17 protein-coding genes are annotated in these 22,579 nt (G+C 39.3%); 15 read left to right on the forward strand and 2 right to left on the reverse strand.

Annotation, left to right across the window (positions count from 1 at the left end; genetic code table 11):
* Nucleotides 1–32: 32 nt before the first annotated feature.
* Nucleotides 33–1,409 (reverse strand): response regulator, encoded by a 1,377-nt coding sequence (locus NSMS1_RS22910; RefSeq protein ID WP_224087025.1) that lies wholly within the window; start codon nucleotides 1,407–1,409, stop codon nucleotides 33–35.
* Between the two features lie 560 nt (nucleotides 1,410–1,969).
* Here NSMS1_RS22910 and NSMS1_RS22915 point away from each other — a divergent pair.
* Both NSMS1_RS22915 and NSMS1_RS22920 read left to right on the forward strand, forming a co-directional pair.
* On the forward strand, nucleotides 1,970–2,644 hold the full coding sequence (locus NSMS1_RS22915; protein ID WP_224087026.1) for a vWA domain-containing protein: 675 nt from the start codon (nucleotides 1,970–1,972) through the stop codon (nucleotides 2,642–2,644).
* A 202-nt stretch (nucleotides 2,645–2,846) separates the two neighbouring features.
* Complete coding sequence (locus tag NSMS1_RS22920; protein WP_224087027.1) at nucleotides 2,847–3,626, forward strand: PP2C family serine/threonine-protein phosphatase; 780 nt, start codon at nucleotides 2,847–2,849, stop codon at nucleotides 3,624–3,626.
* Between the two features lie 215 nt (nucleotides 3,627–3,841).
* On the opposite strand, the gene NSMS1_RS22925 is transcribed toward NSMS1_RS22920, so the two are convergent.
* Nucleotides 3,842–3,991 carry a hypothetical protein gene (locus NSMS1_RS22925; RefSeq protein WP_224087028.1) on the reverse strand — a complete coding sequence of 50 codons (150 nt, stop codon included), beginning with the start codon at nucleotides 3,989–3,991 and terminating at the stop codon, nucleotides 3,842–3,844.
* Between the two features lie 29 nt (nucleotides 3,992–4,020).
* On the opposite strand from NSMS1_RS22925, the gene NSMS1_RS22930 reads away from it, so the two are divergent.
* The 13 genes from NSMS1_RS22930 (at nucleotide 4,021) to hepA (ending at nucleotide 22,534) form a co-directional block, all read left to right on the forward strand.
* Nucleotides 4,021–6,207, forward strand: a complete 2,187-nt coding sequence (locus tag NSMS1_RS22930) for a tetratricopeptide repeat protein (RefSeq protein WP_224087029.1) — start codon at nucleotides 4,021–4,023, stop codon at nucleotides 6,205–6,207.
* Nucleotides 6,208–6,612: 405 nt separating this feature from the next.
* Nucleotides 6,613–7,389, forward strand: a complete 777-nt coding sequence (gene rfbF, locus NSMS1_RS22935) for a glucose-1-phosphate cytidylyltransferase (RefSeq protein ID WP_224087030.1) — start codon at nucleotides 6,613–6,615, stop codon at nucleotides 7,387–7,389.
* Between the two features lie 112 nt (nucleotides 7,390–7,501).
* Nucleotides 7,502–8,713, forward strand: coding sequence for an L-2-hydroxyglutarate oxidase (gene lhgO, locus NSMS1_RS22940; protein WP_224087031.1), 1,212 nt, complete (start codon nucleotides 7,502–7,504; stop codon nucleotides 8,711–8,713).
* A gap of 95 nt (nucleotides 8,714–8,808) precedes the next feature.
* On the forward strand, nucleotides 8,809–9,741 hold the full coding sequence (locus NSMS1_RS22945) for a glycosyltransferase family 8 protein (protein ID WP_224087032.1): 933 nt from the start codon (nucleotides 8,809–8,811) through the stop codon (nucleotides 9,739–9,741).
* A 117-nt stretch (nucleotides 9,742–9,858) separates the two neighbouring features.
* Nucleotides 9,859–10,887: an NAD-dependent epimerase/dehydratase family protein gene (locus NSMS1_RS22950; protein WP_224087033.1), complete on the forward strand. Its 1,029-nt coding sequence runs from the start codon at nucleotides 9,859–9,861 to the stop codon at nucleotides 10,885–10,887.
* 134 nt (nucleotides 10,888–11,021) lie between these two features.
* A complete protein-coding gene (locus NSMS1_RS22955; RefSeq protein WP_224087034.1) occupies nucleotides 11,022–11,999 on the forward strand; it encodes a glycosyltransferase family 2 protein in 978 nt (325 codons plus the stop codon).
* A 57-nt stretch (nucleotides 12,000–12,056) separates the two neighbouring features.
* Nucleotides 12,057–12,881 (forward strand): phytanoyl-CoA dioxygenase, encoded by an 825-nt coding sequence (locus tag NSMS1_RS22960; protein WP_224087035.1) that lies wholly within the window; start codon nucleotides 12,057–12,059, stop codon nucleotides 12,879–12,881.
* A gap of 74 nt (nucleotides 12,882–12,955) precedes the next feature.
* Nucleotides 12,956–13,525 carry a dTDP-4-dehydrorhamnose 3,5-epimerase gene (rfbC, locus tag NSMS1_RS22965; RefSeq protein WP_224087036.1) on the forward strand — a complete coding sequence of 190 codons (570 nt, stop codon included), beginning with the start codon at nucleotides 12,956–12,958 and terminating at the stop codon, nucleotides 13,523–13,525.
* 106 nt (nucleotides 13,526–13,631) lie between these two features.
* A complete protein-coding gene (locus NSMS1_RS22970; RefSeq protein WP_224087037.1) occupies nucleotides 13,632–14,945 on the forward strand; it encodes an NAD(P)H-dependent oxidoreductase in 1,314 nt (437 codons plus the stop codon).
* A gap of 396 nt (nucleotides 14,946–15,341) precedes the next feature.
* Nucleotides 15,342–16,430, forward strand: coding sequence for a glycosyltransferase (locus NSMS1_RS22975; protein WP_224087038.1), 1,089 nt, complete (start codon nucleotides 15,342–15,344; stop codon nucleotides 16,428–16,430).
* A 148-nt stretch (nucleotides 16,431–16,578) separates the two neighbouring features.
* Complete coding sequence (locus NSMS1_RS22980) at nucleotides 16,579–18,804, forward strand: GumC family protein (RefSeq protein WP_224087039.1); 2,226 nt, start codon at nucleotides 16,579–16,581, stop codon at nucleotides 18,802–18,804.
* Between the two features lie 817 nt (nucleotides 18,805–19,621).
* On the forward strand, nucleotides 19,622–20,344 hold the full coding sequence (gene hepC, locus NSMS1_RS22985) for a heterocyst development glycosyltransferase HepC (protein WP_224087040.1): 723 nt from the start codon (nucleotides 19,622–19,624) through the stop codon (nucleotides 20,342–20,344).
* 369 nt (nucleotides 20,345–20,713) lie between these two features.
* Nucleotides 20,714–22,534 (forward strand): heterocyst formation ABC transporter subunit HepA, encoded by a 1,821-nt coding sequence (gene hepA, locus NSMS1_RS22990; RefSeq protein WP_224087041.1) that lies wholly within the window; start codon nucleotides 20,714–20,716, stop codon nucleotides 22,532–22,534.
* Nucleotides 22,535–22,579 lie beyond the last annotated feature (45 nt).

A 22,579-nucleotide genomic window follows, 5' to 3' on the forward strand; every position in this document is an offset into this window, starting at 1 on the left:
GTTATTGGATAGTTTATGTAGATGGTGATTAACTAAGTTAAGTGCATAAACACCATCTTTAATAGTTCTGCACGGGTAAAAGGTTTAGTTAAATATCCAGATGCACCAACTAATCTGGCTTTGACTTTATCTACCAATCCCTTAGAACTGGTAACAAATATAATCGGAGTCTTTTTAAACATGGAATTATTGCGGATGATTTTACACAATTCATAACCGTCAATACCAGCCATGTTTAAATCCAGCAAAATTAAATCTGGTTTGTGGCGAATAATTGACATAGCTGCTTTGAGTGGATCATTGATAGCAACTACAGTAAAATTTTCACTCTCTAAAAAGCGGCTAATTTCTTTGAGAATTGTTGGACTATCATCTACAGAAACGATTTTGTAGACTGGTCGCTTAGTTCCGGTAGCGGGTGTTACTCTTTGGGGAACAGATTTTGTGGTATTTGATAATGTTAGTTCCTGATGGCTTGTATTGGCAGGAGTATAAGTTTGTGGTGATCGAACTACAAGAGCTAAATTCTCTACAGTAAGTGTTGGGGTAATAGGAGTAGCATTGCTACTGAGTTCTACTACTGTATCTACTAATTTTTTGTTGATTAATCCAATTGTAGATTTAGGAGTAAATTTTGATTCTGCCAAAATTTTTGGTAACTGGTCAAATGGGGGATCTGGTTCATGTAAAATAATCTCTCCCGTCAGGATATAAGGATACAAATGTTGTGCAAGTTGAATTTCATCTTGATTCATGATTATAGCCAGATGACGTAGGCTAAAACCCTTCATCCAATAGGTTAATTTTGGCTGTAATTCTGGAGATTTTTTATTATTAATCAGCAAGTAAGGACGCTGGTAAGGAGATGTAATTTTAGGTAGGTAAGACTGCCAAGTTTGTAACCTCATTTGGCAACGTTCGATAACTTTGGTTACATCAAGTCGGCAAATTTCTGGCGATTTCTGCTGTGAGGTGGTTAATTCGTAAGTACCTGTTTTGATTAACAAAAATGATTCTATTACATCTTTAACAAGTTCTTGAATTAATACAGTGGCTTGGGTTGTATCCAAATAGCCTTGATTCACAAGCCAGTGAATAGCTTGGTAATCAGGAGGTTGATTAATTGTGTTGCTATTGTTTTGAGCTTCTGTTTCAAATAGCAAGCGTAACTGCACGCGAATTTCGTTAGTTATTTGAGGAATTTGTTGACTGAGGCTGCGCAGATGGCGTTCTAATCTGTCAAATGGTTCTACTGAATGGGTGGCATAGGTAATTGTGCCTTCTTCTATGTAAATTGACCAAGTAACTGAGTTACTAAATGCTTGTAAATAAGTAGTGTCAAAACAGCTAGATAAATGTCTTAATAAACTGTGAGGGCGTAGTGCTGTAAATGTACCGTAATAATTCATATATTATGTCTTAAATTAATGTTAATTGTCTGAGATTTGATTGATTTATAAGCATTTGACGAACTTAATTATTGCGGAGTTTGGCATATCTTTTATAAATAAAAATTTTTCAATTACTATTGGTTGTTAATTTATAGACAATCTAGCAACAGCCAATATATCTATCTTCAGTTGTCTTAGTTACATTAGGTATTTTTTCATGGTGATTAATTCAATTTTAATTTTTCTTTTTTTATAGGAAAATAGGATTTCCACACAGAATCTTTAAAAATATCTGTAGGCAAAAGCGAATCATTTATTATATTCTGTGGTTGCTCTATATAAATTTTGATAGATGGGTTAATGTCCTCAATCAGCATTTATGATTGCTCATTTACTCTACATTTTGATTAAGTTTTTCTTAAATGTGTAGAGCTTGCGGTAAAAGTATTCTTTTGTATGAAGATTAAATCACATACCGTTAAACATCTACCTTTGGTCTTGTCGGCTTCGGCTGTGGAAACTATATACTTTGAAAAAAGGAAAATAGAGCTTTGGACTATAACATAACACAAAAAGTTATGAGTGATACATTAGTACTAGATGAAGTAGTAGAGTTTGCTGAAAACCCAGAACCGCGCTGTCCATGCGTGTTATTGCTTGATACATCCGGCTCAATGCAAGGCGCAGCGATAGAGGCTTTAAATCAAGGCTTGCTGAGTTTGAAAGATGAACTCATGAAAAATTCCATAGCAGCCAGACGGGTAGAAATTGCGATCGTTACTTTTGATAGCCATATAAATGTAGTACAAGACTTTGTAACTGCCGATCAATTTAACCCACCTATTCTGACAGCGCAAGGATTAACCAGTATGGGAGCGGGTATTCATAAAGCGTTGGATATGGTGCAAGAGCGCAAATCCTTGTACCGTGCCAATGGCATCGCTTACTATCGCCCTTGGGTCTTTATGATTACAGATGGTGAGCCGCAAGGTGAACTAGATCATTTAGTAGAACAAGCGGCGCTGCGTCTGCAAGGGGATGAGGTAAATAAGCGGGTGGCATTTTTCAGTGTGGGTGTAGAAAATGCCAATATGACGCGGTTAAACCAAATAGCTGTGCGGACACCATTAAAACTCAAGGGGCTAAATTTTATTGAGATGTTTGTTTGGTTATCGGCTAGTATGTCGGCAGTTTCCCATTCGCAAATTGACGAACAGGTAGCACTACCGCCTATTGGTTGGGGGTCTATCTAGTGGTAATTTTGGATTTTGCGGAAAGTTCTGTAGGCGGGTTTCCCGCCGTAGGAAACTTTTCAAGACGGATTTTGGATTTTGGATTGGCAAACAACTCCTGACTAAGACGCTATTTCCAGAATCTCAAACAATCTATCCTCAATTAGTAATTGTTTGCGGATTGCGGCTTGACACTTACACAGCTAGCTGACAAAACAAATATATGAAAACATCAAAACAGAACCCTCATTGGCAGGTAGTCGCCGCCTCTGTCTGTGGTACAAGCCACATTAAAAATAAGCAGCTGTGTCAGGATGCTCACCACTGGCAATTATTGCCAGGGAATGTTTTGGTGGCAGCAGCCGCAGACGGAGCGGGTTCTGCCAGTCAAGGGAAAGTCGGGGCGATGGTGGCGGTGGAGACAGCCATCGAAAATTTATCGCTGAAAGAGATTACCAAGAAATCCCTAGCTGATGATGAAACTGTGCAATTGCTGTTAACTGATGCCTTGTTAGCGGCAAAAAAAGCTGTGGAAGATGAAGCAGCAGCTTGTGATCAAAAAGCCCAGGATTTAGCAACTACTTTAATTATTGCGATCGCCACACCAGAAATGGTAGCAGCCGTACAAGTCGGCGATGGTACAGCAGTCGCCAAGGATAGCGCAGGCAACTTACTGGCACTTACTTTACCAGACAACGGCGAGTATATCAACGAAACAACTTTTTTAACTTCACCAAGTGCATTAGAAACAGCCCAGATGCGATTATGGCGCGAAGCCATAGTCAACGTTGCTCTCCTCACCGACGGGTTGCAAATGCTGGCTTTGAACATGGTTGTTGGGGAACCTCACAAACCGTTCTTTTTTCCTTTATTTGATTTTGTGAAAAAAGCGCAAGATCAAGCAGAAGCAAAAGAGCAGTTAGTAAAATTCTTAGGCTCAGAGCGCATTACACAACGTACTGATGACGATTTGACATTAGTTATTGGGTCTTTTGGTCATTAGTCATTAGTCCATAGTCAAACAATTTTAGATTTTGGATTAACGATTTTGGATTGACTGCACCCACAAGGGGATGCAGCTTGGAGATTTTGGATTAACGATTTTAGATTTGTTCCGCCCACCAGGGGCAGGGCTTGAACCAAAAATAATCCAAAATCCAAAATTTAAAATCTAAAATTAGTACGGTCAACAGTCAATAGGCAGGAGGCAGGAGTGAATTAATTATCTCCCTCATCCCCCTCATCCCCCTCATCTCCCTCATCTCCCCCATCTCCCCCATCTCCCCCATCTCCCTCATCTCCCTCATTTCCCTCATCTCCCTCATCTCCCTCATCTCCCCCATCTCCCTCATCTCCCCCACTCCCCACTCCCTACTCCCTACTCCCTAAATCGAATCATGAAGGTATTACGTTATCTTCCACAGGAAGAGATTATCAGCCTCAGCGTCAGTTTGGGGCGTGGCGGTGAAGCTTGTATTTATGCTGTGCCGTCGGCGGGTGATTCTGTGGCGAAGATTTATCACAAGCCGACTGTTGCCCATGCCAATAAGCTACGGGCAATGCTAGCTAACCCACCGGAAAATCCAACGGCTAGTTTAGGGCATATTTCCATTGCTTGGCCGCAAGAATTATTATGGTCGGCAGATGAACACGAGCGGGTTGTCGGTTTTTTGATGCCGCGCATTCGGGGAATGCGTCCCATCATCGACTTTTACAACCCCCGGACTCGTCGTCAACATTGTCCTCTGTTTAATTACCAATACCTACTGCGGACGGCACGAAATTTGGCGGCTGCTTTTGCGGCACTACACAATAGCGGTTATTGTGTGGGTGATGTGAACGAATCAAACATCTTGGTGAGTGACACTGCCTTAGTCACATTGGTAGACACCGATTCTTTTCAAGTAAACGACCCGGAAAGTGATCATGTCTATCGTTGCCCAGTGGGTAAGCCAGAGTTTACACCGCCAGAACTGCAAAATAAAATCTTTGCTCACCACGATCGCCAAATCAGTCATGATTTATTTGGTTTAGGGGTGCTAATCTTCCAACTCCTTATGGAAGGTACGCACCCCTTTTCTGGTATTTATCAAGGCATTCCCGAACCACCGCCTTACGAAGCCAGAATTGCCTCTGGACATTTCACTTACAGCAAACAGCGACAAGTACCTTATATCCCAACTCCCATCGCCCCGGCTTGGGAAATCCTACATCCCAGCTTGCAAAAATTGCTTGTGCGTTGTTTTGAAGATGGTCATTACGACCCACAAGTTCGCCCCAATGCCCAAGCTTGGTTATCAGCTATAGCGGAAGCGGAAGATTCCCTGACTACTTGCACCGTTAATACTCAACATCGCTATAGTAACCATCTACATACTTGCCCTTGGTGCGAACGGACTGTACGCTTGGGTGGGCGTGACCCGTTTCCCTCAATTGTGGCGATTGAAAATAGAGAACATCTGCGTCCCCGTATCCCCAAGAAGCGGCAATATAATTCAGGACATCAACCAGCCATTCCCCTGCCAATTTTACCCACTTACCAAACTAACTGGCACTCGCCAACTCCCAGTTTCTCACCTTATCGCAATCGCTGGAAGGGTAAATTTTATCCGGTAGTTTGTTGTTTACTTGGTCTTGGGGTGTTGGGTTATGTGGATATGGTGACAAAATTCACCCGTCCTTTAGTGTCTCAAAATAACTATGCTCAACAAGCAATCATGCCTCAGCACGCAAGCGGTGGCACTTTAAGTTTTGCCGACTATTATAAACAAGGTCATGCTGCTTACCAAGACCGCAATTATAAACAGGCAGTGGATAACTTCACCCAAGCTATTCAACAGGAACCGACAAACCCCAAAGCTTTGGTTGACCGAGGTAATGCCCGTTACAACCTCAAAGATTACGAGGGTGCTGTGGCAGACTATACTGTGGCTTTGCAAGTTAATCCAGGAGAAACCAAGGCTTTTGTAAATCGGGGTAACGCCCGTGTGATGATGGCTGAGTATAGTAATGATCCTGACCAACAATATAAGTTAGCGATCGCTGACTTTAACAATGCCCTCAAACTCAATGATAAGGAAGCTGAAGCTTATATCCGTAGAGGGATTGTGCGATCGCAAATTGCTAAGTACAGTGGCGAAACCCTCAAGGATTTTCAACAAGCGATCGCTGACTTTGACCAAGCGATAAAACTCAACCCAGATAAGACCGAAGCCTATTTCCAACGGGGTTCTGTACGCTACCTCATTGCTCAGTATAGCGGTGATTCTCTCAAGGAGTATCAGCAGGCGATCGTTGATTTTGACCAGGCATTAAAAATTAACGACAAATTAGCCAAAGCGTATCTCAAACGCGGTATGGTTCGCTATGAACTAGGGCAAATTAATAACAATATATCTGGAGCGAATCAGACTAAAGCTCTTGCAGATTTACAACTAGCCGCCAAACTAGCTTTAGAACAAGAAGACACCGAAAGTTATCAACAAGCACTCAGCAATATCTGTATCATTGAGGAAAGCAAATGTAATGCTTTATTCCAAAGTTCTACCATGTGGGGATATGCAGGTACAGATATTAATCAATAGTCATTAGTCATTGGTCATTAGTCAACAGTCCATAGTCCATAGTGAAAGACTAATATCGTGTTGGTTTAATTACTTAAAATATAGTGGTGTTGGTAATTGGTGATGTGTAACAGTGAAAACCAATTACCAATTAGCTATTACCTATTACCAATATTAAGTAATTAGCCGTACTGATATAAAGTTTTTGACTATGGACTAATGACTAATGACTAATGACTTTTTTATATTCATCAAGCTTTCATATACAAAATATCGATATTTATCTCCTCTTTATACAATAGCCAAAAATAACCGTTAAATTATGTACGAAGAAACAAACATCAGGAACTAAGTTTTCTTCCAGTGCATCCGCTTCATACTTATAAATTTACCAAATTCATCTCTCCACACCTTTGAGGTAATTATATGAAAGCAGTAATTTTGGCTGGAGGACTCGGTACACGCCTCAGTGAAGAAACCAGCATCAAACCTAAGCCGATGGTAGAAATTGGTGGAAAGCCGATTCTTTGGCACATCATGAAAACATATTCTGCCCACGGCATTAATGATTTTATTATTTGTTGTGGTTACAAAGGTTACGTCATTAAAGAGTATTTTGCCAACTACTTTTTACATATGTCTGATGTAACTTTTGATATGCGTTTTAACCAGATGAATGTGCATTCTGGTTACGCTGAACCTTGGCGAGTAACTTTGGTAAATACAGGTGATAACACTATGACTGGTGGACGCTTAAAGCGTGTCCGCGAACATATTGGTAACGATACTTTCTGTTTTACCTATGGTGACGGTGTAAGTGATGTCAATATTACTGAATTAGTAAAGTTTCATCAAGAACAAAAAACATTAGGAACACTCACCGCAGTCCAACCAGCCGGACGTTTTGGAGCCATCTCTTTGGGATATGAACAAACCAAAATTAGTAGTTTCCGGGAAAAGCCTGAAGGTGATGGTGCTTGGATTAACGGTGGTTATTTTGTCCTAGAACCAGAAGTAGTAGATTTGATTGCCGATGATGCCACCGTTTGGGAAAAGGAACCATTAGAGAAGTTAGCAGATATGGAAGAATTGTCTGCTTTTAAACATAATGGTTTCTGGCAACCTATGGATACCTTACGAGATAAAAATTACCTAGAGGATTTATGGAAAAATAACCAAGCTCCTTGGAAAGTTTGGTCATAGATTTACGGGAAAGTAAAAAATAATTTTGGCATTTTGTCCTACATTATTTTGATTTTCGTTGTAAGGTATTGTTTACTACAACCATAGTGTAATTTTAAGTGCAGTAATACCAATGTACGATTTTGCCATTATCGGTGGGGGAATAGTTGGGCTGTCTACAGGGATGGCTTTGGGTAAGCGTTATCCCCAAGCACGGATTTTAGTATTAGAGAAGGAAAGTCAGTGGGCTTTTCACCAAACAGGTAATAATAGTGGGGTAATACACTCTGGTATTTATTATAAGCCTGGGAGTTTTAAAGCGAAATTCTGCCGTGATGGTAGAGACTCAATGGTACAATTTTGCCAAGAATATGGCATAGACCATGATGTCTGCGGTAAGGTGATTGTGGCAACTGATGAGCAAGAACTACCACGCCTAGAAAACCTCTACCAACGCGGTTTAGAAAATAACATAGAAGTTAAAAGAATTAGCCCCGAAGAAGTTAAGGAAATTGAACCTCACGTTAGTTGTGTAGGTGGTATCCGGGTTTTCTCCACTGGCATTGTTAATTATAAACAAGTTTGCTTAAAATACGCCGAGTTGATTCAACAACAAGGTGGAGAGTTACGCCTAAACACCAAAGTACTGAAGATTTCCCCCAGTGGTAAACATCACGTACTAGAAACTAATAACGGTAACTTTGAAACCCGTTTTGTGATCAATTGTGCCGGATTGCATAGCGATCGCATTGCTAAATTAGGTGGAGTACAACCCCAGGCAAAAATCGTACCCTTCCGGGGAGAATATTACGAACTCACCCCCGAAAAACGCTATTTGGTCAAAACTCTCATTTATCCGGTTCCTAACCCCGAATTTCCCTTCTTAGGTGTTCATTTCACCAAGATGATTGACGGGAGTGTCCACGCTGGGCCGAATGCAGTTCTTAGCCTCAAGCGCGAAGGTTACACCAAAACCGACTTCGACCTCAAAGACTTTGCTGAGGTCATGACATACCCTGGTTTTTGGAAACTCGCCGCCAAACACGCCGACGAAGGTATCCAAGAAATCATCCGTTCCTTTAGCAAAGCAGCTTTTACCAGAAGTTTGCAAAAACTGATTCCTGAAGTCCAAGCCGAGGATTTAGTTCCCACCCATGCAGGAGTACGCGCCCAAGCTTTAATGGATGATGGCAAACTTGTAGACGACTTTTACATCGTCCCTGGTAACAACTCCATTCATGTCTGCAATGCACCCTCACCAGCCGCGACATCTTCCTTAGAAATAGGAAAAGCGATCGCTGCACAAATCGCCCAACACTCAGATATGCCAGCAGTCGTCAGTTAGTTAGTAATGAGGGTTCCAGCCCTCACTAAAACCCATACTGATGGCGTATCGGCCAATTGTTGGAAATTACCCCATCAGTTATTGGAACTGAATTTATGCCAGTTGCATTACAACAGCCACTTGTACTCGTATGTGCTGCTGATAATAACTATGCAATGCCTCTTGCTGTGACGATTCGTTCAGCCATAGCAAATTTCCGAAGCGATTGCCCTGTCGCCTTGTATATCCTAGATGGTGGTATTAGTCAGACTAACAAACGCAAGATTACGCGATCGCTTGACTCAAAACAAGTTGAGATTAATTGGACTAGGCTAGACGATACCCTATTTACCAATTTGCCATTGTATAGCCACTTAACAATCTCTAGCTACTATCGGCTTTGCATTCCTGAAGTTGTCCCAAAACACTTTGATAAAGCAATTTATCTAGATAGTGATCTGGTAGTGATCGGAGATTTAGAACAGCTATGGAACATCGATATAGGAGATAACTATGTTTTAGCAGTTCAGGATGATCACCAATTGTATATGTCCTTGGCTCATTCCTGGAAAACCTATCAAGAGTTGGGAATTTCTCCTGATGCTAAATACTTTAACTCAGGAGTGTTAGTTATAGATTTGAAAAAGTGGCGCAGTGAGAATATAGGCATAAAGGTTCTTGAATATATAAAAAGAGGCAACCTGCTTAACGATCAAGATGGACTCAACTTAGTTCTTGCAGGCAAATGGGGTGAACTTCATCCGCAATGGAATCAAATGCCCAGGATATATGACTATCCATCTTGGCAAGAAAGTCCTTTTACCGAAGAAGTCTATAACGAGCTACTCCATCAACCTTACATTGTTCACTATACAACCATTCCTAAACCCTGGTATGCAGGATTGCGGCATGAGTCTACTCACCCTAAAAAAGATTTATTCTTTCAATATCTTGACATGACAGCTTGGGCAGGCTGGCGTGATACTTTGATACGCCGAGTGAGTAGAAAATTTTTGAAATTCGCATTAGTGAATAAATCCAAACTATAAACCTCTCCCACCAGTAATTATAGGCAGCTTACGTAATTACAAATTACGAATTATTCTAGTTAGTTTCAGTCAGTTCATTTACCAAAACAATTTTTCACCACAAAGAAATTACCGAAAATGAAGATTTTAGTAACTGGAACTGAAGGTTATCTTGGTTGTTTATTACCTTCTCTATTAATCAAACGCGGACACGAAGTTATTGGCGTAGATACTGGTTTTTACAAAGTAGGTTGGCTATACAACGGTACTGAAATTACTGCCAAAACTCTTAACAAAGATATCCGCCACATCACCCCCGAAGATTTGGCAGGTGTAGAAGCAATAGTTCACATGGCGGAGCTATCCAACGATCCTACTGGACAATTATCGCCAAATATCACCTACGACATCAACCATTTAGGTTCAGTACGTCTCGCTAACCTAGCTAAAACAATGGGTGTACGGCGCTTCGTCTATATGTCTTCCTGTAGTGTTTACGGTGTAGCTACAGAAGGCGATGTGACAGAAGAATCTCCAGTTAATCCCCAAACAGCCTACGCAGAATGCAAAACCCTCGTAGAACGAGATGTCACACTCCTAGCTGATGATGACTTCTCTCCCACCTTCATGCGGAACGCCACAGCTTTTGGTGCTTCTCCTAGAATGCGCTTTGATATTGTTTTGAACAACCTATCCGGCTTGGCTTGGACTACCAAAGAAATCAAAATGACCAGCGATGGTACACCTTGGCGGCCATTAGTCCACGCTTTAGATATCTGCAAAGCCATTGTTTGTGCTTTAGAAGCACCCCGCGATATTGTACATAACCAAGTCTTTAACGTTGGTGACACAGGTAATAACTACCGCGTTAAAGAAATTGCCCAGATTATTGCTGAAAATTTCCCAGGATGTAAATTGTCTTTTGGTAATAACGGTGCGGATAACCGCAGCTATCGCGTATCTTTTGAAAAAATCAACACCATCCTACCTGGGTTTAAGTGTGATTGGGATGCACAAAAAGGTGCAAGACAATTATTTGATTTATTCAGTCAAATAGATATGACAGAAGATACCTTTTTGTTTAGAGGTTTTACACGCTTAAAACAATTAGAATACCTCATTCGTACTGAACAAATAAACCAAGATTTCTTCTGGAATATTAAGTAATTTCACATCACAGTAATGGGTAATTGGTAATCGGTAATTGTCAATACATCCCAATTAACTATTACCCATTACCAACTTGATCAATTTTATTTACTCAAAGAGACATACTCTACATACCTCATATCTATTTAATCATGAATAAATTACTAACAATTTCTCTTCCTACTTATAACCGTGCTAAATTACTTGATAAACAACTTGCATGGTTAGCTAACGCCATCAAAGGTTTTGAATCTGAATGTGAAATTATTATTTCCGATAATTGTTCAGAAGATAATACTCCTGAGATAATTAAAAAATGGCAGATGGCTTTGCCAAATACTACCTTTCATGCTAACAGACATAGTAAAAATCTAGGAGTAATGAGAAACATTGCTTATTGCTTAAATGCCGCAACAAGCAAATATGTTTGGACAATTAGTGATGATGATAGAATTGAAGACACAGCGATTCCTTATCTTATCAAGACATTAAAAGAATCAGCTAATTTAAGTCTACTAATTCTCAACTTTTCTTGCCGTCATGAAGTAACAGGCGAATTATTGTACCCAAACTGTTATCAAATCCAAGAAGAAGTAGATGAGTCTGACGGTAAAGTTGCTTTTGAGCGCTGCATTCAAGAAAATCGCTCTGGTGTACAACTAATGTCAGCCCAAGTATATAGAACAGACTTGGCAAAACTTGCCTTAAAAACCTGGGCTGATGGAGTAAATAACTTAGACTATCAAGTATATTTAACCGGCTTCTGTGCTTTTCATGGTAATGTCAGAATCAGCAAAGATACTTATCTAGAAAATGCTTTTGGTGCTAGTCATTGGATGGTTAAACCAAAAATGCTGCTGAAGATGCAGTATACATATTCACCAGAAGTAAATATCAAGCTTAGAGAAATAGGCTATTCCAGTACTTTTTGCAGAAACTTGATTTTAGAACATTTTAACCATAATAATTGGCGAGTTCTATTAGGAGCTTTAAGAAGATGGCCAATTCTCGCTTTAACTACAGCAATTCCTTACTTTGGATTAGTCAGTATATCAGTTTTAGAAACTGTTATTTCATCTAAAGAAGGAAATCCTCAAGAAATCATTAACTCTACGAGTAGCAAAAGCTAACAATCATCACATCTTTCATTCATTAAATCCAGCAGCAGCATAACACAGCTACATCCCATGTTGAACACAATTAAAGATAAAATAGAAGCAATCAATTCAGAGGTTGCTTATAGAGCCAAACTCTTGCACCACGCTCAAAAATTACCTGCAATTGAACCACGCGATCGCCACATTGTTGATGCCCTAAAAAAAGATGCAGTTTGTATTACTACACTTGAAGAATTAGGGTTCGAAACTACACCGCAACTCCTCAAAGCTTCCCATACCATATTACCCACAATGGGAACAGGTGAGTACAAAGATTCAGACGAAAATTACCCAGAAATTTATACAGTTACTCACATACCCGCTTTTCATAACTGGGGAAAAGAACAAAGATTATTGAACGTTCTTGAAAACTATATTGGTCTTCCTGTTGCCTATCACGGCGTACAAATTCGCAAAGACTTTATCAATGCCAATCAATTCAGTACAATGTTATGGCATAGAGATTCAGAAGATCGTCGCATTGTCAAAATCATTATTTACTTAAATGATGTAGAAAAAGATCAGGGGCCTTTTGAATATGTACCTGCATCTTTAACATCCATTGATAACCTGAATTTCTATCGACTTTATCCTAAAATACATAAGTCAGGGATTAATGATGAACAATTAAATAAAATCGTTCCCAAATCAGCTTGGAAGTCATGCACAGGCCCAGCCGGAACAGTCATTATTGCTGATACCCAAAGACTTTTACATCACGGTACAGTCCGTACACAAGAGCGTTCCACGCTATTTTTCGCCTACACTGCTAACCCAGCCAAACGCCCAGGACTTTGTACTCAATATTGGGATGATACTTTTCCCAAACCAAATATTGATAAACTTCCTGTTTAGCTTGTTTATCTGGGTAAATACTAAATGGTGAGTATTTATTTTCCCATAACCAATTTTTAATTGAGAAACAACATATGATTTTTACAACTACAGCACTCAAAGATGCTTATATTATTGACCTAGAAGAAAAGCCAGATCATCGTGGTTTCTTTGCCAGAACTTTTTGCGCTAATGAATTTGCTGCACATGGTTTAAAACCCGTAGTTGCTCAGTGTAACCTTTCTTATAATTTTAAAAAAGGCACACTACGAGGTATGCACTATCAACTGCAACCAGCCGCAGAAACAAAATTAATTCGCTGTATTAAAGGTGCTATCTACGACGTAATTATTGATATGCGTCCCGAATCACCAACATTTTTATCACACATCGGCGTAGAACTAACTGCCGATAACCGTCGTGCTTTATATGTACCAGAAATGTTCGCTCATGGTTATCAAGCCCTCACCGATGATGCAGAAGTAGTATATCAAGTAGGCGAATTTTATACACCAGGATACGAAAAAGGATTACGCTACAACGACCCATTTTTTAACATTGAATGGCCTCTAGAAGTAACAGTAATTTCTGAAAAAGATGCCAACTGGCCTCTGTTAGAAACGTTACCAATTGGTAGCCCAGATCCGGTAGAAGCTTTTTGTTAGAAAGTGCTGAGTCAAAAGTCCATAGTCTACAGTCCACAGTCCAGAGTTTTTTGACTAATGACAACTGATTGAGTTTGCCTCCAAAAAATATAAAGGAACTAAACAAATGATTATTATTGATAACGCTCTCAAAGCTCGTGCTGCTGCGGGTAATCCTGTGAAAGTGGGAATGATTGGTGCTGGTTTTATGGGTCGAGGTATTGCCAATCAAATCATTAATTCGGTTCCAGGGATGGAATTGGTTGCTATTTCTAACCGCAGTATTGATGGTGCGAAACGCGCTTATATAGAAGCAGGAATCGAAGATATTAACGTTGTAGACTCTGTGAGCGAATTGGAAAGTGCGATCGCTCAAGGTAAGTATGCTATCACCGAAGATGCTAAACTAATCTGCCAAGCTGATGGTATTGACGCAATTATCGAAGTTACTGGGGCTGTAGAGTTTGGCGCTCATGTGGTGATGGAAGCGATCGCCCATCGCAAGCATATCATTATGATGAATGCAGAACTCGATGGTACTATCGGCCCCATCCTCAAAGTCTATGCAGATAAAGCTGGTGTGATTCTCAGCGCGTGTGATGGCGACCAGCCAGGGGTACAGATGAATCTTTACCGCTTCGTCAAAAGCATTGGTCTGACTCCCCTATTGTGCGGTAACATCAAAGGCTTACAAGACCCCTATCGCAACCCCACCACTCAAGAAGGCTTTGCCAAACGTTGGGGACAAAAGGCCCACATGGTAACAAGCTTTGCTGATGGTAGCAAAATTTCCTTTGAGCAGGCGATCGTTGCTAACGCCACAGGTATGAAAGTCGCCAAGCGGGGGATGCTGGGCTATGACTTCACCGGACATGTGGATGAAATGACCAACATGTACGATGTGGAACAACTCAAGGAACTAGGCGGTATTGTTGATTATGTCGTCGGTGCAAAACCCGGCCCTGGCATATACGTCTTCGCCACCCACGACGACCCCAAACAATGCCACTACCTCAACCTCTACAAATTAGGTGAAGGCCCTCTCTATAGCTTCTACACACCATACCACCTCTGCCATTTTGAAGTTCCCTTATCTGTAGCCCGTGCAGTCCTGTTCCAAGATGCTGTGATGGCTCCCCTAGCAGGCCCCCTAGTAGATGTAGTGACTACAGCCAAAATTGACCTCAAAGCCGGCGAAACCCTAGATGGTATTGGCTACTATATGACCTATGGACAATGTGAAAATTCTGATATTGTCCAACAGCAAAAACTCTTACCTATGGGTCTTGCTGAAGGCTGCCGCTTGAAACGCGACATTCCTAAAGATCAAGTGCTTACCTACGATGATGTAGAACTACCCGAAGGCAGACTTTGTGACCAACTAAGAGCAGAACAAGATAAATATTTTGCTCCAGAAAGAGTGTTAGTAACTGTTAGCTAAAACCTAAATCTAATACCAGTTTGAAAAATGATTGCGACAAATGGATAACTGAAAAGTTCACTAATGAAGCATTTCAAAATCCAAAATCTAAAATCTAAAATCCAAAATGGTATAAAGTAGGGTGGGCAAGATCCACCAACAGCTACAAAAACTAAATCAATTTTCTATAAATCGCCCTCCTTGTGTTTATAAGGAGGGCTGAAACATCTGAATATAGATTAATTTCCGCTAACTTCTACATATAAACTAAATTTTAACTTCTTATTTTTTACACTGTTTTTAATAGATATAAATGTATCAAAAAATAGTAAAAAAATATCATCTAAAATACCAAAAAAATGAAGAATTTCTGCTGAAATATCTTTAAAAGAAAAATTCTAACTAATTTAGAAAAATATGAAAGTTGCTCTAGTTCATGATTACCTAACCCAACGCGGGGGAGCAGAACGAGTATTTGAACTGCTTTGCAAACGCTATCCCGATGCAGATATTTTTACATCATTATATGACCCGCAAAAAACCATCGATATGGGTGAGCGGATAGTCAACACAACATTCCTACAAAAAGTTCCTGGTGCAGCTAAATATTTTAGACTAATGGCTCCCTTTTATTTTCCTGCTTTTCGATCCTTGGATTTACAAGACTACGATTTAATTATTAGTAGCAGTACCAGCTTTGCGAAAGCAGTGCGTAAAAGACCGGGTGCTAAACACATTTGCTTCTGCCATAACGTTACCCGCTTCTTGTGGGATACAGAAACGTATTTAAGAGAATATAGCGATTATAGATATCTATCACCATTAATCGAAAAAGTATTTCAATTAATGCGTGATGTTGACATGAAATACGCTCAAGAACCTGATATTTACATCGCCAATTCTAGCATTGTTGCTCGTCGGATTGAAAAGATTTACGGCAAACAAGCAATAATGATTAATTATCCAATTGATACCAGCAACTTCGTTTTTTCGGATACTAAAGACGAATATTACTTAGCATCAGCACGGATGATTAGTTACAAACGTCTCGATATCATAGTTGAGGCTTTTAACTGGCTAGGGTGGCCGTTAATCATATCTGGTGACGGCCCAGAAAGAGAAAGATTACAATCCAAAGCCTTAGATAATATCCAGTTTGTTGGGCATGTCAGTGATAGCAGACGTAAAGAATTATTCTCCAAAGCCAAATCTATCATCGTAGCGGCTTTAGAAGACTATGGTTTAGTGCCTGTAGAGGCTAATGCCAGTGGAACGCCAGTTGTAGCTTTTGGTGCAGGCGGAGTTTTAGATACTCAAATACATGGCAAGACTGGAGTGTTTTTTAACAGACAAACCCCAGAATCTTTACAAATGGCTTTATTAGAGTCCGGAGAAATCACTTGGAATTATGAAAATATTCGTAATCATGCAGTGAATAATTTTTCCGAGCCAGTGTTTTTTAGTAAAGTTGAACGAATTATTGACCAAACTTGTAGTCTTAATTAATAAAAAGTGCTGAGTTAAAAGTTATGAGTGCTGAGTTGAAAAGATTACTTAATCTCAGCACTCAGCACGCTGCTCATCGCCCCGCTACCGCTAACAGCACTCAAAACTCTCTTATTTAATTAGCGTCTCAAACACAAGGATTATAAAAGTGGTTCAAACTAATCTAAGTACAAATATAAACACCCTTGATTCAGAACTAAGCTATGGCAAAATTTTTTCAGTTTTTCTGCGTAGGTCTCCTTGGTTCTTGATGGGATTTTTAACAACAATTGCCATAGCAGGATTGATGACGGCTAGGACAAAACCTACTTACAAAAGCACAATGCAATTGTTGGTAGAACCCAACTATCAAGGTAAGAAAGAGGGAGGAAATTCAGAAACTCAATTTCTAGAACCAGATATACAAATAGACACTGCTACTCAACTCAACTTAATGCAGAGTACAGGATTGATTCAAAAAGCAGTGTCTAAATTGCAATCGGAATATCCAGATATTACTGTAGCTGATATTAGAAATGCCTTGGCATTAAGCCAACTGAGGACAAAAGAAGATAATCTTGCTACTAAAATTTTTCAGGTAGAATATACTGCTAATGATCCTGAACGGACTCAAAAAGTCCTCAGTGCTGTTCGCCAAGTCTATGTGGAATATAACAAACAGCAACAGGATAATCGCCTCAAAAAAGGTCTACAAGTCATTAGAGAACAGTTGAGCAAAGCTAGCGAAGAAGTAAATGCAGCTGAAGCCAACTTACAACGGTTCCGCAGAAACCAGAACCTCATTGACCCAGAAGCGCAAGCAAAGGCTCTAGAAGATTCTTTGAATACTATTGAGCAGGAACGGCGTACTACTCGTTCTGCTTATGAAGAAGCTTTAGCAAAGCAAAAATCTTTAGAAGAGCAATTAAATCGTTCGCCTAAGAATGCTTTGGTAACTTCTCGCTTGAGTCAGTCAGTCCGTTATCAAAGCTTACTCAACGAGATTCAAAAAACAGAACTCTTATTAGCTCAAGAACGTTTACGTTTCACTGATGAAACGCCTAGTGTGCAGAAGCTAAAAGAACAGTTAGGAAGCCAAAAAGAATTATTGCAGCAAGAAGTCAGCAGAACTTTAGGCGTTAAATCTGCTGATGGCTTTAACGCTACCGAACCACTGTTAGAACAGGGACAGTTTGGTCAAATCGACTTGACTCTGGCTGGTCAATTAGTAGATACACAAACGACCATAGTTTCATTAACTGCTCGTGATCAAACTTTGGCACAGAAAGAAAATCAACTACGACTGGAAATTAAGCGTTTTCCGCCCTTATTGGCTTATTACAATCGTATACAACCACAATTGCAATTTAGCCGCGAAAGATTAGAGCAGCTATTACGTGCAGAACAACAACTGCGTCAAGAACTGGCTAAAGGTGGGTTTAATTGGGAAGTTGTCGAAGAACCCCAATTAGGTATGAAATTAGGCCCAAATCTCCAACAGAATTTGATGTTGGGTGCAGTTGTTGGGTTAATGTTGGGAGGCATTGCAGCCTTTATTCGTGAAGCTTCTGATGATTCTGTTCACACCACGGCTGAGTTAGAAAAACAAGCTGCTTTACCTTTGTTGGGGGCTACTCCCAAATTACCACCTGCTAAAACTAGAGATTCAGTTATTAAGTTACCTTTTGGCAAGCCGGAAGTGTTGGGGCCTTGGACAGTTGAGGTTCTCAGGTCTTCCATCCGTTGGGAATCTTTGGATTTGATTTACAAAAATATTGAGTTGTTAAATTCTGTATCTAGCTTAAAATCCTTGATGATTACCTCCCCCATGTTTGATAGAGGTAAGTCAGGTTTGGCTTTGGGTCTGGCGATGAGTGCAGCTAGGTTACATAAACGGGTGTTACTGATTGATGCTAACCTACGCGACCCCAGTTTGCATGAACATCTTAACCTTCCCAATGAGCAGGGGCTATCAACTCTATTAGCCAGCGAAGTTACTCTACCTGAGCAAATTAGTGTACATAACGTTGGTTCAGCTTACATCGATATTTTGACGGCTGGCCCATCTCCTAGTGATTCAGCCAACCTCTTAAGTTCTCCCCGCATGAAACAGTTAATGGCTGCATTTGAAGAGAACTACGATGTAGTCATCATTGATGCGCCACCAGTTATTGGTTTGGTAGATGCGTTGCTTACAGGTTCATCTTGTCGGAGTGTAGTTATGGTGGCGAGTATTGGTAAAGTAACTCGTAACCAAATCGCTCAAGCTACAGCTATGTTGAGTAAGTTGAATTTAATTGGTGTCGTGGCTAACGGCGTATCTACTTCTAATAGCACTTATGTACCTTATGCTAGAGAATACCGTTTTGCCTTAGAACAGGCTGTAGAAAAGTAATTGAGGCTAAGGGATTAATCCTCGTTTTTGATTGTGCGATCGCACTTACTAAGAAAGCGATCGCACAAATTTTTTCCTATCAAAAATTATACTTAAGCTAGTAGTAAGGACTAAAGTCCTTATTTTTTTGTCCCTACAAAACTAACTAAGACAAAAATAACTATCAAATATATGCAATAAATAGAATTAAATAAATTAAAAATACTGTTATAAATAAACCTTTTTAGTTTTATTTTTTTGAGCCAATAATATATATACTTAAGTACATTTATCGCATCTTTATAAATAACCAGTTAATATTTTGAATAATTAAAGAATAAATGAAGAATTAAATTAAGCATACATATATTCCCTTAGATTCTTATATCCTAGAGATGGAAATTGACTTCAAATGGTTCTAAGCCAAAATTTGACAGGGTTCTAAGACTGAGTGTAAAGGTAGAAGGGTATCTATAACTAAACATCATGTAAAGTTCTGGAATTAAATAGTGCGGATTGCTAGTTTGGTATTTTCAAAGATTAGTTTAATTGCTCCAAACTCCTCAACATCAATCATCACTATAAAAATCATCGGTATTTTCCCGGTAACTTTACAAGTATGTTTATTTCTACCTTTATAAATAATAGAAAAAAACTTGTACTGATTCACACTAACAGCGTCTAGTTTTTATTTGCGCTTTCTACCATGTGCCGAATTAAATTCTGCACGTAACAATTCATAACTTTTTCAAGTAGAACAAATTCACCTCAAAGTCTTTGGCATCGACAGCCTTTGAGATCATCTCAGCGATTTAATTTATCTAAATCCAAAGACATTATGACCAGCGTAATAGTTTCAACTGTTGAGAATTACGAGCTAGTAGCTTCGCAAAATCAAATTCATTCCTCATCACATTACACCCTTCAGTGGCGAAGAGGCCAGTTGTTAGTAAAATGCGCTCACAAACTTACACAGCCATATTTGCCATCTCTCAATGATGAAAAATTATTAGTTAATTGCTTAAAAAACTCTTCAGTTAATTTGGTGAGTATAGATGGCAAATTAGGTGAAAATTGGCTGAAATTTTGGGCGGAGGCTTGTGAGAAAGCTCATAAGCCAATCTTTTTGAGTAGACCTATTCACCGTAAACTACCCAAATCAAGTAATTGGTTCGGGAAATTAATTAACTGGATATTAGCTTTTGTATTGTTCCTAATAACTAGTCCAGTAATGCTAGGGCTGCTGATGTTAATGCGAATTAATTCATCAGAACCTTTATTTACTTATGAATGGCGTGTAGGAGAAAAAGGTAAACTTTTTCGTGCAATCAAGTTCTGCACTGCTAGTCAAAACAACTTCAAAGTCTTAGGAATTTGCCTAAATACATCTGCTTTAAATTATCTCTCAAAACTGTGGCATGTACTGCGGGGAGAAATGAGTTTAACTGGAGATGAATGTTGGACTTTAGAGAAAGCAGTTTTACTTAGTCTAGAAGAACAGCCACAAGCAAATAAATTCCCAATAATTACAAGTTCATGGGAAGTACAAACAGAATCTTAATGTAAACAAATTAGTAATGGGTAAGCTTTTTAATACTTACCTATTACTAAGTACTAATCCTATAGATATAGCACTACTTGAAATGTGCATGATATGACGAGTTAATAGGTTTTAATTTCCCATAAATAGATTAATTAAGTAACTTCTAAAATAAAGTTTACCTTTGTCCTGAGAGAGCAAAAAAATCTGGAAATACTAAATTGATTAGTGTTCTTATTCAGAACATTTTTCTCTCAGCGTCACTACTTAAGAACAACTAAAAGCTTACAAAAAATCGCTGGCTCAGTTCTGTAATTAATCTATTTGCTGCTTGTGAGCTAAAAATGTAGCCCTATCAACTTATCTAGAAAATACATTACATATTTAGAAATGCCAAAGACACAACGTAATTTCTTTAAATTTAACGGTTATTTGCAAAATAACTATCTAATATTGAGAGAAATTAAACATTTTCGCAAAATAGCTATTTTAGCTGTAATTTCTTCATTTTTAGCCGCCAGTTTTGAAGGGGTTAGTATAGGCTTTCTGCTATCCTTCTTACAAAATTTGACTACGCCTGACAAACCAATTCAGACAGGAATTGGTTGGGTTGATATGATTTTAGCTTCTGATACGTTGCCACTTAGCCCTTTATATAGAATATCTTTACTCATTTTGTTGAGTACCTGGATGCGAGCTACTTTCAATTATTTTAGCGGCATTTATACAGAATCAGCGCAACTCCATTTAGCAGACCGCTTACATAAGCAGATTTTCGAGCAATTACAATCTTTCAGGTTGAGTTATTTTGCTCAAACTCGTTCTGGTGAACTCATCAATACAATTACTACAGAAATTGAAAGGATAAAACAAGCCTTTAGCGGCATGGCTTTTGTATCGACTAGAGTCATGACGGTTTGTGTTTACTTTATTGTCATGTTTCTAATTTCATGGCAACTTTCAATTCTTTCTGTTTTCATATTTTTATTAATTGCTGTGGGCTTATCCACACTAAATAAACGAGTACGAGAAAGCAGTTTTGGTATTTCTCAAGCTAACTCTCAATTTACAGCTACGGCGGTAGAGTTTATTAACGGAATCCGCACTATACAAGCATTCGGTACACAAGAATTTGAACGCCAGCGTTTTTATAAAGCTAGTAATGATCAACTTAATGCGGCGATAAAAGTTGCTAAAGCATGGACAATTGTTAAACCCATTGCTGAAGGAATAGCTACTACAGTTTTAATTAGTTTAATTTTGCTTTCATTCACAAAACTTACTCTACCAGTTGCCTCATTATTAACTTTCTTCTTTGTTCTGGTTAGAGTTATTCCTAATATTCAGGATATTAATGGTACTGTTGCGTTTCTGAGTACTTTACAAGGTTCATCAGAAAATATTAAAGCTATTTTGCAGACTAATGATAAGCCTTACCTGAAAAACGGCAAATTTAAGTTTCAAGGTTTAAAACGTTCAATAGATTTAGTATCTGTAGATTTTGGCTATACTGCCGATAATTTAGTGCTGCATAATATCACAATGACTATTGAGCGTGGTAAAACAACTGCGCTTGTAGGGGCTTCTGGTGCAGGTAAGACTACGTTAGCTGATTTAATTCCTCGATTTTACGACCCCATACAGGGACAGATTTTAATTGATGGCATCGATTCGCAAAAACTGGAAATTAATTCTCTGCGCCAGAAGATGGCTATTGTTAGCCAAGATACATTTATCTTCAATACTTCGGTAAGAGAAAATATTGCTTACGGTACACAGGGAGCAAGTCAAGCTGAAATTCGGGAAGCAGCTAAACTAGCGAATGCGCTGGAATTTATCGAACAAATGCCTGAAGGATTTGAAACTAGGTTGGGCGATCGCGGTGTGCGCTTATCTGGAGGACAAAGACAACGAATTGCGATCGCCCGTGCTTTACTGCGCGATCCAGACATCCTCATCCTTGATGAAGCTACCAGCGCCTTAGATTCAGTATCAGAACGCTTGATTCAAGAGTCTATCGAAAAGCTGGCGGTGGGAAGAACTGTCATTGCGATCGCTCACAGACTTTCCACAATTGCTAAAGCCGACAAGGTTGTTGTACTCGAACAAGGACGCATTGTCGAACAAGGAAGTTATCAAGAATTACTAGAAATGAAAGGCAAGCTTTGGAAATATCACCAAATGCAGAACGAATCAGGTTCTTTAGGCTAATTATCACCCTCAACCCCTGTATTTGCCTACAATTCTTCTTTCAAT

The organism is Nostoc sp. MS1 (genome assembly GCF_019976755.1).
Taxonomy (GTDB): domain Bacteria; phylum Cyanobacteriota; class Cyanobacteriia; order Cyanobacteriales; family Nostocaceae; genus Trichormus.

Excerpts from the sequence above, each read along its gene's own strand:
- hepC (WP_224087040.1), top strand. The coding sequence starts at position 19,622 with ATGACCAGCGTAATAGTTTCAACTGTTGAGAATTACGAGCTAGTAGCT.
- NSMS1_RS22960 (WP_224087035.1), top strand. The coding sequence starts at position 12,057 with ATGTTGAACACAATTAAAGATAAAATAGAAGCAATCAATTCAGAGGTT.
- NSMS1_RS22970 (WP_224087037.1), top strand. The coding sequence starts at position 13,632 with ATGATTATTATTGATAACGCTCTCAAAGCTCGTGCTGCTGCGGGTAAT.
- hepA (WP_224087041.1), top strand. The coding sequence starts at position 20,714 with ATGCCAAAGACACAACGTAATTTCTTTAAATTTAACGGTTATTTGCAA.
- rfbC (WP_224087036.1), top strand. The coding sequence starts at position 12,956 with ATGATTTTTACAACTACAGCACTCAAAGATGCTTATATTATTGACCTA.
- NSMS1_RS22920 (WP_224087027.1), top strand. The coding sequence starts at position 2,847 with ATGAAAACATCAAAACAGAACCCTCATTGGCAGGTAGTCGCCGCCTCT.
- NSMS1_RS22930 (WP_224087029.1), top strand. The coding sequence starts at position 4,021 with ATGAAGGTATTACGTTATCTTCCACAGGAAGAGATTATCAGCCTCAGC.
- NSMS1_RS22955 (WP_224087034.1), top strand. The coding sequence starts at position 11,022 with ATGAATAAATTACTAACAATTTCTCTTCCTACTTATAACCGTGCTAAA.
- NSMS1_RS22975 (WP_224087038.1), top strand. The coding sequence starts at position 15,342 with ATGAAAGTTGCTCTAGTTCATGATTACCTAACCCAACGCGGGGGAGCA.
- NSMS1_RS22910 (WP_224087025.1), bottom strand. The coding sequence starts at position 1,409 with ATGAATTATTACGGTACATTTACAGCACTACGCCCTCACAGTTTATTA.
- lhgO (WP_224087031.1), top strand. The coding sequence starts at position 7,502 with ATGTACGATTTTGCCATTATCGGTGGGGGAATAGTTGGGCTGTCTACA.
- rfbF (WP_224087030.1), top strand. The coding sequence starts at position 6,613 with ATGAAAGCAGTAATTTTGGCTGGAGGACTCGGTACACGCCTCAGTGAA.
- NSMS1_RS22915 (WP_224087026.1), top strand. The coding sequence starts at position 1,970 with ATGAGTGATACATTAGTACTAGATGAAGTAGTAGAGTTTGCTGAAAAC.
- NSMS1_RS22950 (WP_224087033.1), top strand. The coding sequence starts at position 9,859 with ATGAAGATTTTAGTAACTGGAACTGAAGGTTATCTTGGTTGTTTATTA.
- NSMS1_RS22945 (WP_224087032.1), top strand. The coding sequence starts at position 8,809 with ATGCCAGTTGCATTACAACAGCCACTTGTACTCGTATGTGCTGCTGAT.